Source organism: Solimonas terrae (genome assembly GCF_011067135.1).
GTDB lineage: Bacteria > Pseudomonadota > Gammaproteobacteria > Nevskiales > Nevskiaceae > Solimonas > Solimonas terrae.
In genome coordinates, this window is record NZ_JAAMOW010000010.1 from 65259 (window position 1) to 78836 (window position 13578).

Genomic DNA, 13578 nt, shown 5'->3' on the forward strand with positions numbered 1-13578 from the left:
GGGCGTGTTGTTAAAGATGGAAGATGGCGTGAATCGAGTTCGCACCGGCGTCGACTACGAAACTCCGAGAAGCTGGCGCCAGCCGCGTATTCCGCGCCTGCCGGTACAGCTGCTGCTGGGTGTAGTGGCCGTCAGTGCGTTCGGCTCGGCCTGGCTGTTGCGCGATGGCGCCAGTGCCTCGGCAAATCCGGCCACCGAGGATACGGAAGCGATCGTCGATGCCGCCGGCAGCCAGCTTGCGGCGCCGCTGAACACCGACACCATGACGATCCCGGTCGACGCCGTGATCAACGATCGCGGCCGCGAGACCGAGCCGGTGGTCGAGGTCGCCGCAGCGGGCAGCGATCCGCTGAAGACAGTCGCCGTCAGCTCCACGCCACAATCCGCGGCCAGTGTCGAAGCCGATGCCGTGCAGACCGCGCCGGGCGACGACAGCGAGACCCCGGACGAGGATGTCGTCGATGCGATCGCCAAGCAGATCGACGACAAGCCGGACCAGAAGGATCTGCATCTGCCGTCCGGCCTGCGCCTGAAATCGAGCGTCGTGCTGGTCGTTGATCAGAAGACCAACGAAGTGCTGGCTTCGCAGAACGCCGATGCCGTGCAGCCGATCGCGTCGCTGACGAAGCTGATGACTGCGCTGGTCGTCACCGACGCCAAGCAGCCGCTGGATGAAGTGATCGAAATCACCAGCGACGACATCGACCATATCAAGCACAGCTACTCGCGCCTGACGCCCGGCCTCAAGTTCACGCGCCGTGAGCTTTTGCTGCTGGCGCTGATGTCGTCCGAGAACCGCGCTGCTTCGGCACTGGCACGGCATTATCCCGGCGGGACACCGGCTTTCGTGCGGGCGATGAATGCGCGGGCCAAGTCGCTGGGCATGGCGCATACCGAATATCACGACAGCAACGGCCTTTCGAGCCAGAACGTCTCGACCGCCCACGATCTCGTGAGACTGGTCGACGCGGCTTACAAGGTGCCGCTGATTCGCGACTTCTCGACCCATGTCGAACAGACCGTGAAGCCCGGCCGGCGCAGCATGCACTTCGTCAGCAGCAATAGACTGGTGCGGGCCAACAACGACTGGCGCATCGGTCTGCAGAAGACGGGCTACACCACCGAAGCGGGCCGCTGTCTGGTGATGCAGGCGACCGTCAAGGGTCGGCCGCTGGTGATGGTGCTGCTCGATTCGGACGGCAAGATGACGCGCTTTGCCGATGCCCAGCGCGTCCGCAGCTGGGTCGAACGGGGCTCGTCGTCGACGTCGCTCGCCAGCAGCAGCAAGAGCAGCAGCCGCCATCGTCGCGGCCGTGCGCGCAGCTCGTCCTGAGTCACGCCCGGCCGTGAGCTAGGCGAAGCTCGCTGCCAGCTCGGCGAGGGTTTCCACCGATCGCATCGCCGGCAGAGGCCGGCCCGGCAGGCCGCTGTCGGGTTTGCGGATGCCGATCACCTGCGCGATTCCGAACGCTTCGGCCGCCGACAGCACCGGCATGCTGTCGTCGACGAACAGCGCGCGCTTCGGATCGAACTCGTGCGCGGTGCGCATGGCTTGCCAGAAGCGCAGGTCCTCCTTCGGATGGCCGAAGTCGTGCGAGCTGATGACGCGATCGAAATAGCGGCGAAATCCGGTGTGTTCGAGTTTCAGCTGCCAGCTGTCGCGATGCGCGTTGGTGACGATCCACAACTGCCGTCCGCTGCGCCGGACCAGACGCAGGAAAGACTCGACCCCGGGAATCGGCCGGATGCGTTCACGGATCTCGCGTTTGAGTCCGGCCATGTCGAGACCGGTTTCCGCGCTCCAGTGATCGGTGCAGTACCAGGGCAGCGTGTGCTGGATGGCGGTGAACTTCGGCGCCAGTTCCGCATTCGCCTGCGCCAGCGTCAGGCCATGCTTCTGCGCATAACGCTCCGGCACGAGTTCACGCCAGAAATAGTTGTCGAATGCGAGATCGAGCACGGTGCCGTCCATGTCGAGCAGAACCCAGTCCGCTGCCCGCCAGTCGACCAGATGTGCATTGGCCAGATTGTCCATGCCTCTATGATACGGACCATGAGCACCGCCAACGAGATGTTCGATGCGATCGTGAAGATCGCGATCGACGCCGGCGACAAGATCCTTGCCGTCTATCACCGTGATTTTCCGGTCGAATTCAAGCCGGACCGGTCGCCGCTGACGCAGGCGGATCTGGCCGCGCATCATCATATTGCGGCCGCCCTGCGGACGCTGAGCCCCGACATTCCGGTGCTCAGCGAAGAGGCAGCGGACATTCCGTTCACGACGCGCCGACAGTGGGCCTGCTACTGGCTGGTCGATCCGCTCGACGGCACCAAGGAGTTCATCAAGCGCAACGATGAATTCACCGTCAACATCGCCTTGATCGAAAACGGCGAAGCGCGAATGGGGGTGGTGCATGCGCCGGCACTGAATCTCAGCTACGGCGCCGCCCGCGGTCTGGGCGCGATGCGCTGGAAGGACGGCAGCTGTGTCGCGATCCGCACGCGCAAGGTTCCGGCGCGGCCCGTGTTCGTCATCAGCAAATCGCATCGCGACGCGGCGCTCGACGCATTTCTCGCCAAGGCTCCGGCGCATGACGCGATCAGTCGCGGGTCGTCGCTGAAGTTCTGCCAGATCGCCGAAGGCGGCGCTGATCTGTATCCGCGCACCGGACCGACCTCGGAGTGGGATACCGCCGCCGGCCAGTGCATCGTCGAGCAGGCCGGCGGGCAGGTGCTGCGGACACCGGCGCTCTGCCCACTGCGCTACAACGAGAAGGAATCGCTGCTCAATCCGGATTTTCTGGCGATCGGCGATTCGGACTACGGATGGCCGCAGAAGCTTGCCTGATGCGATCGCAAACCATGACGCTGAGCGTCTTGCATGCCGAGCTCGGCATTGAGCCGCAGTCGATCCGGTCTCGCCGGCTCGTGCGTCATCGCGAGCCGCGGCGACTGCAGCCGGTCGGCCTCGGCACCGACGGTCGCGACAAATTCCTGTTGCCGGATGCCGCGCGCGCGTGGCTGGCCATGCGCGATGCCGCCGCCGCCGCCGGCCTGGAACTGCTGCTGATCTCGGCGTTCCGCAGCGTCGCGTTCCAGACCGCGCTGATCCGCGCCAAGCTCCGGCGCGGTGATGCGATCGACGCGATCCTGCAGATCAACGCGCCGCCGGGCTACAGCGAGCATCACAGTGGTCGCGCCATTGACATCGGCGCGCGTGACGTGGCGGCGCTCGACGATGCCTTCGAGAACACGGCGGCCTTCGCCTGGCTCAGCGCGCACGCGCGGGATTTCGGCTTTGCATTGTCATATCCGCGCGGCAATGCGGAAGGGTATTGCTATGAGCCCTGGCATTGGTGCTGGCACCGTCCCGCGCGATAGCCGTGCTTGGCGCGACTGTTTTCTCCCGATGTCGAACGGACCCGCACTTCGCTGACTTCGAAATGACATCAAGGCATTCCGCGGCGAAGTGGAATGCCCCCTGGCCGGGCTTTAGCCGACGACGGACATGACATCGGGTCGCGCCCGAAGCGCGACGGCTTACCCTTGGCACTGGTGCCGTCAGCGCGCCGTTCGAAGTGCCGTTTGAGCCGGGCCGACGGTTTCTCGACCAGGTAGTAGCCGAGCGCGCCACAGCCGATCGCCGCGAACAGATTGAAGGGCCAGCTGCTCCACAGCCAGGGATGCAGATAGGCATCATCCGGCCCGAAGAACAGCTGCTGCCAGAGATAGAGACTGTACGAGATGCGGCCGAGCCAGCGCAGACTCGGGGCCGACAGCAGACGATGCAGACGTCCGTCCGGCCAGACGACCTCCGCGATCAGCAGCAGCGCGCACAAGGGCACGAGCAGGGCGTACAGCGGCGTCCAGCGCAGGTCCTGCAGATCGCGACCGCGCAACCAGGCCACGACCACGGCGGCAACGCACAGCGCGGCAATGATCAGGCTGCGCGTCGGCAGCGCGCGATAGCGCCGCAGCCACGGCGGTTCACGCGATGCGTGCAGTGCCAGCGCCAGCAGACAGCCCGCGGCCAGATGCGGAAGATAGGGCACGATGTTCTGCAAGGGCCGGGCATGGGCGACGGTCAGCGGCGTGATCAGCGCGCTGCCGACGACCAGCAATGCCAGGATCATCATCGTGCGCCGGCGATCGAGTGCGAGTGCGAATACCAGCGGCCACAGCAGGTAGAACTGCTCCTCCAGCGACAGGCTCCAGATGTGGCCGAAGAACCAGTCGCCCGGCAATAGCGGCGTGTCCTTGCTGAGCGTGATCGCGCTGATGAACGACAGCCAATGCCATTGCAGGACGCCGGCCGCCGCGGCCAGCACGATGCCGAGGGTCGCCGCGCAGAACGGTGGCACGATGCGCAGCACGCGGCGCATCCAGAACCTGCGCAGATCCACGCAGCCGCTGCGCTCGTGCTCGCGCAGCAACAGATGCGTGATGATGAAGCCGCTGATCGTGAAGAAGACCTCGACGCCGACGATGCCCATCTCGCCGAAGGGGCGCATGAAGCCCGGTGCGCCGCTGGTGTGGGCGCCGTGGCCGATCAGCACGAACAGGATCGATACCGCACGCAGGCCGTCGAGGCCTTCGATGCGGTTCGACGCCGCGGCGCCCGTGTGGGGGACGGATGAACGCGGCGGCGGGAACGCGTCTGCCGCCGCTTCAGGTTTGGCATCCATGCCAGACGAACCGGTGACGCACGGACAGGACTCGTGCGCAGCCAGTGAGCCGCAGCGGCGATGAATTGCCGCTGAAACCGATCAGGCGGCCGCGCGCTTGTCAGGTGCTACAGGCGGATCTCGTCGAAGTCGCGCGCCTGCGGGTGCGCGTCGTTCGGCATCGCCTTGTCGTCGCGCAGCAGCTGGCAGGTCCGCATGCCGGCGGCGTGCGCGGCATCGAGTTCGGCCCCGATGTCGGACAGGAACAGCACCGCTTCGCCCGGCAGGCCGATCTCGCGCAGGATCGCCGTGTAGGACGAGCGCTCGCGCTTGCCGCCGATGCGTGTGTCGAAATAGCCGGAAAACAGCGGCGTCAGATCGCCATACGCGGTATGACCGAAAATCAGCTTCTGCGCGTCGACCGAACCCGAGGAGTAGACGTAGAGTTTGTGACCGTTCGCGTGCCAGCGCTGCAGGGCCGCCGGCGTGTCCGCATAGACGTGGCCCTGCAGTTCGCCGCTGTCGTAACCCACTTTCCAGATCAGGCCCTGCAGGGTCTTCAGCGGCGTTGCCTTGCGATCTTCGGCGATCCACTGCTCGAGCACGTCGGCCGCTTCGTTGATCGACAGATCCTGGCCGACGATCGCTTCGACGTCGTCGAGCGCCTGCTGCACGGCATCGTCACCGGCCTGCTCGCGCAGGAAGCGTCGCAGATGCTGCTGCGCATAGGGAAACAGCGTGTCGTGAACGAAATCGATCGAGGAGGTGGTGCCCTCGATGTCGGTGAGTATGGCTTTGATCACAGCAGCTCCCGAGCCATCCGTCGCGCAGCAGTCCGGGCCAGACCTCTCTGTCCGGGCGCGCTGCGGGACGGACTGCCAATCAAGGCCGTCCGTCTGCTTCCGCCGCGCCCCTCGGTGTCGGCAAGCATGGCCTTGATCACGCGGCACTCGCGAATTTCGGGAAGCGCTCGGCGATCGCATCGCCGGTGAAATGACCGACCCAGCCTTCCGGGATGCGGAAGAAGCGGATCGCCTTGAAATCAGGCCGCGGGCCCATGTCGAACCAGTGCGTGACATTGGCCGGCAGGTTGATCAGATCGCCCTTCGTGCAGACGGTGAGAAACACCTTGCCGCCGGCGCGGATGTAGAACGCGCCGGCGCCGTCGACGAAGAAACGGGTCTCGAAATCGTCGTGGGTATGTTCGGACAGGAACTTTCCGCGCGCGGTTTCGGCCTGCGGGTGATCCGGATGCATGCTGACGACGTCGACGCTGACGAAGCCATATTTGGCGTTCAGGCGATCGATCGAGTCGCGATACGCGGCAATCACCTCGTCCGGTTCGGCGGTTGCCGACAGCGGCCGGCTCGCGTCCCAGCGTTCGAACTCGACGCCGATCTGTGCCAGCTGGTCGCGGATCGCAGCGAACTCGGTGTAGACGCCGAGCGGCTGTTGCGGCTGCTGTTCTGCGTAAACGCTCAGTGTGGTCATGTCTTCAACTCCTCATCATCACGCGTGCAGCTCGCACGCGAACATGAACTCCAGCGCCTCGACGCGCCAGCGCGCCTGCGCCACATCCGCGCCCCAGGCATACAGCCCGTGGCCGGCGATCACGTAGGCCGGTGTCTGCGGATCCCGTTTCATATGGGCGTCGACCGTTGCCGACAAGCGGGCAATATCCTGATCGTTGGCAAACACCGGCACATCGACCTGCGTGTCGTGCGTGCCGATGCCGGGCAGCAGCTTGAGCAATTCGTAGCCGGCGAGGCGGATGCGATCGAGTCGACGCGACAGCACGGTGTTGGCGATCGAATGCGTATGCAGCACCGCGCCGATCGCCGGGTCGTGGCGATAGAGCTGGCAGTGCAGCAGGGTTTCGTAGGAGGCCTTGCGCGGCGAGTCGATCGGCTTGCCGTCGAAGTCGGCGACTAGAAAGTCGCTCGCGGCCAGCTCCCCCTTGTGGCAGCCGCTGGCGGTGATCAGTATGCGCTCGCCGTCGAGCCGCGCCGAGAAATTGCCGCCGGTCGCCGGCACCCAGCCGCGCTGGTGGAAGAGCTGGCCGGCAGCGATCAGGGACTGGGCGGGTTCGTTGATGTTCATGCGGTCGCGCACTTTAGGTCAGTGCGATGACAGTGCCAATACGCCACCGATCCAGCACGGTGTCTCACATCAGCACCATCGACGCAAGGCCGAGGAAGATGAAGAAACCCATGCTGTCGGTGGTCGCGGTCAGCATCACGCTCGAGCCCATGATCGGATCGCGGCCGAAGCGCTTCAGCATCACCGGGATGATCAGTCCGGCGGTCGCGGCGAGCAGCAGCTCCAGCAGCATCGCCGAGCCGATCACCGCCGCCAGCTTCCAGTCGCGATAAAGACCGAAGGTGACGGCCGCGAGTGCCGCGCCCCAGACCGTGCCGTTGATGCCGGCGATCGCCAGCTCGCGGACCAGCATCGTGCGCAGCTGCTGCGGCCCCATCTGGTTCAGCGCCAGGCCGCGGATCACCAGCGCCATGGTCTGGTTGCCGGTGTTGCCGCCGATGCTGGCGACGATCGGCATCAGGGTTGCGAGCGCGACCAGCTGGGCGATCACCGGCTCGAAGGCGTCGATGACGCGAGAGGAGGCGAATGCAGTCGCCAGGTTCAGTGCCACCCATGGCCAGCGCTTGCGGGCGCTTCGCGCCGGCGGCGCGAACAGGTCTTCGTCCTCTTCCGAGAGGCCGACCTGGCGCAGGTTCTCGCTCTGGGCGCGGGCGTTGAGCTCGTCGATCACCGTGTCGACCGTGATGCGGCCGACCACCTGCTTGTGCAGGTTCACGACCGGTGCCGAAATCAGGTCGTACTTCTCGAACGCATCGACCGCGTCGCGATCGCGGTCGTCGGTGAAGAAGTAGGTCGGCTGCGTGAGCATGACGGCGCCCACCTCGGTCTCGGGCTCCTCGAACAGCAGCTTGTCGAGCGGCAGCACGCCGCGCAGGGCATTGTTGCGGTCGACGACGATCAGCTCGTTGGTGTGCGCCGGCAGCGGCTTTTTCCGCCGCAGCAGGCGATGCACGGCTTCCAGGGTCGCGTCCTCGCGCACGGCGATGAAATCCAGATCCATCATCGCGCCGACGCTGTCGTCGGGAAAACTCAGTACCGCCCGGACTTCGGCCTGGTCGGCACGATCGACGTGTTCGAGCACGGCCTGACGCTGCTCGTCCGGCAGGCTGCTCACCAGATCGGCGATGTCGTCGGAGTCCAGCGTGCGCACGACTGCCGAAATTTCTTCCGGCTGCATGTTGCCGACCAGCGAGCGGCGCACTGCGTCGGAGACTTCCAGCAGCACGGCGCCGCGCCGTTCCGGGCGCACCAGCGTCCAGGCCATTTCGCGCGCTTCCGGCGACAGGCTCTCGAACACGAAGGCGATGTCGGCCGGATGGAAATTCAGCAGGCGCTGCGAAAGCGCCGCCTGGTGCTGACGCGCAACCAGCTGCGCGACCACATCCTGCTTGCGGTTCTCGGAACGCGACAGCAGGTCCAGCTCCAGCGCCTGGCGCGACAGCAGCTCGATCACCTGCGCACGGGCGTGCTCCAGGTGACGGTGGTGCGGCGTCTGTTCGGTCGTTTCCGTCATCGGGCAGGTCGTCGGCGCGTCTGGCGGCCGGTATCTTACGCTGACGGCTGGCGCATCATGCTGACGCGCGCCGGCCATTCCGGGTTAATTTTGCGTGCCCCCGAACCACCCTTTCCGATACCCGCATGATCGGCTACACGCCCACCACCACCGACGCGCCGCGCCCGGAGTCCGGCGCAGCGGGCATCCGCGTCTTCCGTTACACGAAGCGCGCACTGGAGCTGGTCTGGCGGACGAGCCCCTGGTTGCTGATCCTTCTGGTCCTGCTGACCGTGGTCGCCGGCGTGCTGCCGGCGGCGATTGCCTATGTCGGTGCGCGCATCGTCGATGCGGTCGTCGCGGCGATCGCGATTGCCCAGCATGCCGGCCACGCCGGTGGCTACATGCTGTACCGACCGCTGCTGGCATGGGTCGCACTCGAAGGCTTGCTGGTCGCCGCCGCCAGCGGTACGTCGCGCATGACCTCGCTGTGCCAGTCGCTGCTGCGCATCCAGCTCGGCCAGCGTGTCAACGTCATGATTCTCGAAAAGGCACTGACGCTGGAGCTGACGCACTTCGAAGACTCCGAGTTCTACGACAACCTGGTGCGTGCGCGCCGCGAGGCTTCGGTGCGGCCGCTGGCGCTGATCATGAAGACCGCGAACCTCGCGCAGAACGCGATCTCGCTGATCAGCTACGGCGCCTTGCTGATCCAATTCTCGCCGTGGGCCGTGACGATCCTGTTGCTGGCCGGCGTGCCGTCGTTTGCCGCCGAGGCCAAGTTCTCCGGCCAGGCCTTCCAGCTGTTCCGCTGGCGTTCGCCTGCGACGCGCATGCAGACCTATCTGGAAACGGTCATCGCGCGCGAGGACCACGCCAAGGAGGTCAAGCTGTTCGGCCTCGGGCCGCTGCTGCTCGGCCGCTATCGCGGCATCTTCGACAAGCTCTACGGCGAGGAGCGCAGTCTCGCCATCCGTCGCGACGCCTGGGGCTTCGGGCTCGGCCTGCTCGGTGTCATGGCCTACTATGGCGCCTACGCTTGGGTGGCGATCGCGACCGTGCTGGCGCGCATCACGCTCGGTCAGATGACCATGTATCTCGCGCTGTTCCGCAACGGCCAGACCGCGGTCACCAGCAGCCTGTCGGCCATCAGCGGCATGTACGAGGACAACCTGTACCTGTCGACGCTGTACGAATATCTGGAGACCCCGGTGGCGCCGCCGCGCGGCACGCTGCCGGCCGGTCCGCAGCCGCAGGACGGCATACGTTTCGAGCGGGTGTCGTTCACCTATCCCGGTGCCGACGCGCCGGCGCTGCAAGACATCGACCTGCACATCAGGCCCGGCCAGTCGCTGGCGCTGGTCGGCGAGAACGGTGCCGGCAAAACCACCCTGATCAAGCTGCTGACACGGCTGTACCAGCCCACCAGCGGGCGCGTGCTGCTGGACGGACTCGATCTGCAGGAATGGGACGAGACCGCGCTGCGTGCCCGCATCGGCGTGATCTTCCAGGATTTCGCGCGCTACCAGCTGATCGTCGGCGAGAACATCGGCGCGGGCGACGTGCGCGGCTTCGATGCCCCGGCACGCTGGCAGGAAGCGGCCGAAAAGGGCATGGCGGCGCAGTTCGTCGAAGCGCTGCCGCAGGGCTACAACACCCAGCTGGGCAAATGGTTCCGCGACGGCCGCGAGCTGTCGGGCGGCCAGTGGCAGAAGATCGCGCTGTCACGCGCCTTCATGCGCAGCGAAGCCGACATCCTCGTGCTCGACGAACCGACCGCGGCGATGGACGCCGGCGCCGAGGCCGAGATCTTCTCCCACTTCCGTGCGCTCATGCACAACCGCATCGCGATCGTGATCTCGCATCGCTTCTCGACCGTGCGCATGGCCGACCAGATCATCGTCGTCGATCAGGGCCACATCGTCGAGCGTGGCAATCACGCCGAATTGATGGCGGTCGGCGGCATCTACGCCAAGCTGTTTTCACTGCAGGCCCGCGGCTACCAGTGATGTGCGGCCGATCGTCTTTACGCAGTACGCCGAAGCCTTGCGCGGCTTCGATAATTCCGACCCCTATCGAGGAGAACCCGACATGATTTCGTTCAAGGATCGCGTTGCCATCGTCACCGGTGCCGGTAACGGTCTCGGCCGCCAGCACGCGCTGGCTCTGGCGGCGCGTGGAGCCAAGGTGGTCGTCAACGATCTCGGTGGTGCACGCGACGGCAGCGGTGGTTCGTCGGCTGCCGCGCAAGCGGTGGTTGCCGAGATCGAAGCCGCCGGCGGCGAAGCGCTCGCCAACGGCGCGTCGGTGACCGACTTCGCGGCCGTCGAAGCCATGGTCAGGCAGGCGGTCGACAAATGGGGCCGCGTCGACATTCTCATCAACAATGCCGGCGTGCTGCGCGACAAGAGCTTCGCGAAGATGGATCTCGACGATTTCCGCTTCGTGCTCGACGTGCACCTGATGGGCGCCGTCCATTGCACGAAGGCGGTCTGGGACCTGATGCGCCAGCAGAACTACGGCCGCATTGTCATGACCACTTCGTCGACCGGTCTGTACGGCAACTTCGGGCAGTCGAACTACGGCGCCGCCAAGCTGGCACTGGTCGGCTTCATGCAGACGCTCGGCATCGAAGGTGCCAAGAACAACATCCGCGTCAATGCCCTGGCGCCGACCGCGGCGACGCGCATGACGGAAGACATTCTGACCCCGGACATGCTGCAGCAACTGCGCCCGGAAGCGGTCAGCCAGGGCGTGCTGCATCTGGTGTCGGAAGACGCGCCGACGCGCACGATCCTGTGCGGCGGCGGCGGCGCCTTCGAGGCGGCGCACATCACGCTGACGCGCGGCATCTTCGCGCACGACGCCGACGAGATTGCCGCCCGCTTTGCCGACGTCACCGCGCGGGATGGCGAGATCGTGCCGGAAAGCGGCATGCAGCAGGCCGCCGTCGAACTGGAAAAGATCAAGCGTGCGCTGAGCTGAGCCGGCGGCTTGTGGAAAAGGCCCCGTGCGGGGCCTTTTTCATTGCGGCGCCGCGCGCCGCGCACTGCCTCGATACACGTAGGTCATCGGCCGCGGGCCTTTCAGATAATCCGCCTCGATCGTGATCGTCTCGAAGCCGCCGGCCGCCAGCAGCGCCGGGATATCGCGATTCAGATGGCAGCCGCCGGCGATCGGCTTCCAGACCGGTGTCAGCCGATCCTGCCAGCGTCGCACATCGGCATCCGGCGCCAGGCCGTGTTCGCAGAACAGCAGCACGCCATCCGGCTTGAGCACGCGGCGCATCTCGCGCAAAGCGGCGACCGCGTCCGGGATCGTGCACAGCGTGAAGGTGCTCAGCACCGTATCGAAGCTGGCGTCGTCAGCCGGTATCCACTCTGCCGGCAACGTCAGCAGTTCGACATCGAGCTGTGCCCGGCGCGCGCGTTTGCGGGCCAGACTGTGCATCTGCGCCGCCGGATCGAGTCCGCACAGGCTCTCCAGTTTGGCCTTGTCATAGAACGGCAGATTGCGGCCGGTGCCGATGCCGATTTCCAGCACGCGACCGCGAGCCTGCGATACCAGCTCGCCGCGCTGGTGCTGGATCGCCTTCATGCCGCAGGCGACGTCGATCAGATAGGGCAGTACATAGCGATCGTAGGCGGTGGTCATCCGGATTCCTTTGTGCAAGCCGGGTTTGTATCCCCGGGCGGGAAGCGCGATCCGGCCGTCGCAGTGCAACAAAAGGGTGGGCGGGACCAACGTGCCGATTTTGCACCGAAAGGCCGGTTCACGAGTCGATTGTCGCGCTCAGGCATACTAGCCCCTCCATTTCGTGACCCAAATTTCCGATGAGTGATATTGCAAGCTTGTTGAAAAGCGAAATTTCGCGTCTTTCGAAGAAGACCATCCGGCAACATCTCGGACCGGTGCAGGCGGCGACCAGCTCGCATCGCCATCAGCTCGCGGCCTTGAAGAAGCAGATCGCGCAACTGGAACAGGAAGTCAAGAAGCTGCGACGCGTCGCCGGCTCGGCGACGCCGCAGAAGTTGCCGGCGGAAGGCGTCAAGCTGCGTTTCGTCGCCAAGGGTCTGAAGTCCCTGCGCAGCCGTCTCGGACTGAGTGCCGAAGATCTCGGTGCCTTGCTCGGCGTCAGCGGCCAGTCGGTGTACAACTGGGAAAGCAAGAAGACCGTGCCGCGCGCCTCGCAGGTTGCCGCGATCGCCAAGCTGCGCGGGCTCGGCAAGCGCGACGCGCAGGCGCAGCTGGAAATTCTTGCTGCCAAGCCGGCGAAGCCCGCGAAAGCCGACAAGCCGGCGCGCAAGAAGGCCAAGGTCGCGGCTGCCGCGCCGGCCTGAGCGAGGGTGTCGCAGGGCCTGCGTCCGATGCGCGCTGAACGAGGCCTGCGCTGATGCTGTCGCAGGACGAACTGGCGCTGCTCGAAGCGATTCGCGAGCGCGGCAGTCTGTCGCGTGCCGCGGCCCAGCTCGGCAAGGCGCCGTCGACGGTTTCGCATGCTGCGCGTCAGCTCGAGGAGCGCTTCGACGCACTCCTTTTCGATCGTCGCCGCTATCGTCTGCAACTGACGCCGGCCGGACAGCTGCTGGCGCAGGAAGCGGCGCGCATGATGCAGGACGTGGTTCGCCTCGAGCATCGCGTTCGCCAGATCGCCGGGGGTTGGGAAGATCGTCTGTGGATCGTCACCGACGAACTGCTGGAATTCGAAACCCTGTTGCCTGAGATTCGCGCATTCGATGCCATGAAGTCCGGCGTCAGTCTGCGCGTCACGCACGAAGTGCTGAGCGGCAACTGGGACGCGCTGCGGGACGGCCGCGCGGATCTGGTGATCGGTGCAACCAACGAGCCGCCGGTGATCCCCAAGCTGCGCTGGTTCGAACTCGGCGCACTCGAATGGGTGTTTGCGGTCGCGCCGGGCCATCCGCTCGCCAAAAGCAGGAAAGCACTGCCACGCGAGGCAATCGTGGCGCATCGCGCCGTGGTGGTTGCCGACTCGTCGCATCGGCAGGACGTGCGCGGCTACGGCACGGTCGGCGGCCAGGCGGTGCTCGCGGTGCCGGGCATGCGCGAGAAAATCCAGGCGCAGCGCGACGGCCTTGGCGTCGGCTGGCTGCCGCGCGAGCGGATCACATCGCTGCTCGAGCGTGGTCAGCTCATCGAAGTGCCGGTCGCCGACCCGCGCGAACCGAACGTCCTGTACGTGGCCTGGCGCGGCGACCAGGAGGGGCGCGCGCTGCTCTGGTGGCTGGATCGACTGCGCCAGCCGCGGCTCGCCGCTGCGCTGGTGCGTGGCCGCGATGCGTTCGCCTGAACGCGCAGTCG

14 protein-coding genes are annotated in these 13578 nt (G+C 65.9%); 7 read left to right on the forward strand and 7 right to left on the reverse strand.

Translation table 11 applies throughout. The features are described 5' to 3' along the window. Window positions 1-28 precede the first annotated feature (28 nt). The gene (gene pbpG / locus G7Y85_RS18060) at window positions 29-1333 is read left to right on the forward strand and encodes a D-alanyl-D-alanine endopeptidase (protein ID WP_206675611.1); all 1305 of its coding nucleotides are present in this window, start codon (window positions 29-31) and stop codon (window positions 1331-1333) included. A gap of 18 nt (window positions 1334-1351) precedes the next feature. On the opposite strand, the gene yrfG is transcribed toward pbpG, so the two are convergent. Then, window positions 1352-2035, reverse strand: a complete 684-nt coding sequence (gene yrfG, locus G7Y85_RS18065) for a GMP/IMP nucleotidase (protein WP_166260755.1) — start codon at window positions 2033-2035, stop codon at window positions 1352-1354. An 18-nt stretch (window positions 2036-2053) separates the two neighbouring features. On the opposite strand from yrfG, the gene cysQ reads away from it, so the two are divergent. After that, entirely contained in the window at window positions 2054-2848 is a 795-nt protein-coding gene (cysQ, locus tag G7Y85_RS18070; RefSeq protein ID WP_166260758.1) for a 3'(2'),5'-bisphosphate nucleotidase CysQ, read from the forward strand. 14 nt (window positions 2849-2862) lie between these two features. Next, on the forward strand, window positions 2863-3381 hold the full coding sequence (locus tag G7Y85_RS18075; protein ID WP_166260761.1) for a M15 family metallopeptidase: 519 nt from the start codon (window positions 2863-2865) through the stop codon (window positions 3379-3381). A 68-nt stretch (window positions 3382-3449) separates the two neighbouring features. Here the strand turns inward: G7Y85_RS18075 and G7Y85_RS18080 are convergent, their stop codons facing one another. The 5 genes from G7Y85_RS18080 to mgtE all read right to left on the reverse strand — a co-directional run bounded on the left by G7Y85_RS18080 (window position 3450) and on the right by mgtE (window position 8277). Then, window positions 3450-4685 (reverse strand): acyltransferase family protein, encoded by a 1236-nt coding sequence (locus G7Y85_RS18080; protein ID WP_166260764.1) that lies wholly within the window; start codon window positions 4683-4685, stop codon window positions 3450-3452. A gap of 107 nt (window positions 4686-4792) precedes the next feature. Beyond that, a complete protein-coding gene (gene mtnC / locus G7Y85_RS18085) occupies window positions 4793-5467 on the reverse strand; it encodes an acireductone synthase (protein WP_166260767.1) in 675 nt (224 codons plus the stop codon). Window positions 5468-5603: 136 nt separating this feature from the next. Then, window positions 5604-6155, reverse strand: coding sequence for a 1,2-dihydroxy-3-keto-5-methylthiopentene dioxygenase (locus tag G7Y85_RS18090; protein WP_166260770.1), 552 nt, complete (start codon window positions 6153-6155; stop codon window positions 5604-5606). A gap of 18 nt (window positions 6156-6173) precedes the next feature. Further along, entirely contained in the window at window positions 6174-6764 is a 591-nt protein-coding gene (locus G7Y85_RS18095; protein ID WP_166260773.1) for a methylthioribulose 1-phosphate dehydratase, read from the reverse strand. Between the two features lie 64 nt (window positions 6765-6828). Next, the gene (gene mgtE / locus G7Y85_RS18100; protein ID WP_166260778.1) at window positions 6829-8277 is read right to left on the reverse strand and encodes a magnesium transporter; all 1449 of its coding nucleotides are present in this window, start codon (window positions 8275-8277) and stop codon (window positions 6829-6831) included. A gap of 125 nt (window positions 8278-8402) precedes the next feature. Between mgtE and G7Y85_RS18105 the strand changes: the two genes are divergently transcribed. Together G7Y85_RS18105 and G7Y85_RS18110 are read left to right on the forward strand one after the other, a co-directional pair. Further along, a complete protein-coding gene (locus G7Y85_RS18105; RefSeq protein ID WP_166260781.1) occupies window positions 8403-10265 on the forward strand; it encodes an ABC transporter ATP-binding protein in 1863 nt (620 codons plus the stop codon). Window positions 10266-10347: 82 nt separating this feature from the next. Then, window positions 10348-11241 carry an SDR family NAD(P)-dependent oxidoreductase gene (locus G7Y85_RS18110; RefSeq protein WP_166260784.1) on the forward strand — a complete coding sequence of 298 codons (894 nt, stop codon included), beginning with the start codon at window positions 10348-10350 and terminating at the stop codon, window positions 11239-11241. A 39-nt stretch (window positions 11242-11280) separates the two neighbouring features. On the opposite strand, the gene G7Y85_RS18115 is transcribed toward G7Y85_RS18110, so the two are convergent. Then, window positions 11281-11910 carry a class I SAM-dependent methyltransferase gene (locus G7Y85_RS18115; protein WP_166260787.1) on the reverse strand — a complete coding sequence of 210 codons (630 nt, stop codon included), beginning with the start codon at window positions 11908-11910 and terminating at the stop codon, window positions 11281-11283. Between the two features lie 179 nt (window positions 11911-12089). Here G7Y85_RS18115 and G7Y85_RS18120 point away from each other — a divergent pair, with 179 nt between their 5' ends. Both G7Y85_RS18120 and G7Y85_RS18125 read left to right on the forward strand, forming a co-directional pair. Next, window positions 12090-12596 carry a helix-turn-helix domain-containing protein gene (locus G7Y85_RS18120; protein ID WP_166260790.1) on the forward strand — a complete coding sequence of 169 codons (507 nt, stop codon included), beginning with the start codon at window positions 12090-12092 and terminating at the stop codon, window positions 12594-12596. Window positions 12597-12649: 53 nt separating this feature from the next. Then, a complete protein-coding gene (locus G7Y85_RS18125; protein ID WP_166260793.1) occupies window positions 12650-13567 on the forward strand; it encodes a LysR family transcriptional regulator in 918 nt (305 codons plus the stop codon). The last annotated feature ends 11 nt before the right edge of the window (window positions 13568-13578 follow it).

What these genes read in the sequence shown, in the direction of transcription:
- yrfG (WP_166260755.1), bottom strand. Translation starts at nt 2,035, where the DNA reads ATGGACAATCTGGCCAATGCACATCTGGTCGACTGGCGGGCAGCGGAC.
- cysQ (WP_166260758.1), top strand. Translation starts at nt 2,054, where the DNA reads ATGAGCACCGCCAACGAGATGTTCGATGCGATCGTGAAGATCGCGATC.
- G7Y85_RS18075 (WP_166260761.1), top strand. Translation starts at nt 2,863, where the DNA reads ATGACGCTGAGCGTCTTGCATGCCGAGCTCGGCATTGAGCCGCAGTCG.
- G7Y85_RS18080 (WP_166260764.1), bottom strand. Translation starts at nt 4,685, where the DNA reads ATGGATGCCAAACCTGAAGCGGCGGCAGACGCGTTCCCGCCGCCGCGT.
- G7Y85_RS18090 (WP_166260770.1), bottom strand. Translation starts at nt 6,155, where the DNA reads ATGACCACACTGAGCGTTTACGCAGAACAGCAGCCGCAACAGCCGCTC.
- G7Y85_RS18095 (WP_166260773.1), bottom strand. Translation starts at nt 6,764, where the DNA reads ATGAACATCAACGAACCCGCCCAGTCCCTGATCGCTGCCGGCCAGCTC.
- mgtE (WP_166260778.1), bottom strand. Translation starts at nt 8,277, where the DNA reads ATGACGGAAACGACCGAACAGACGCCGCACCACCGTCACCTGGAGCAC.
- G7Y85_RS18105 (WP_166260781.1), top strand. Translation starts at nt 8,403, where the DNA reads ATGATCGGCTACACGCCCACCACCACCGACGCGCCGCGCCCGGAGTCC.
- G7Y85_RS18110 (WP_166260784.1), top strand. Translation starts at nt 10,348, where the DNA reads ATGATTTCGTTCAAGGATCGCGTTGCCATCGTCACCGGTGCCGGTAAC.
- G7Y85_RS18115 (WP_166260787.1), bottom strand. Translation starts at nt 11,910, where the DNA reads ATGACCACCGCCTACGATCGCTATGTACTGCCCTATCTGATCGACGTC.
- G7Y85_RS18120 (WP_166260790.1), top strand. Translation starts at nt 12,090, where the DNA reads ATGAGTGATATTGCAAGCTTGTTGAAAAGCGAAATTTCGCGTCTTTCG.
- G7Y85_RS18125 (WP_166260793.1), top strand. Translation starts at nt 12,650, where the DNA reads ATGCTGTCGCAGGACGAACTGGCGCTGCTCGAAGCGATTCGCGAGCGC.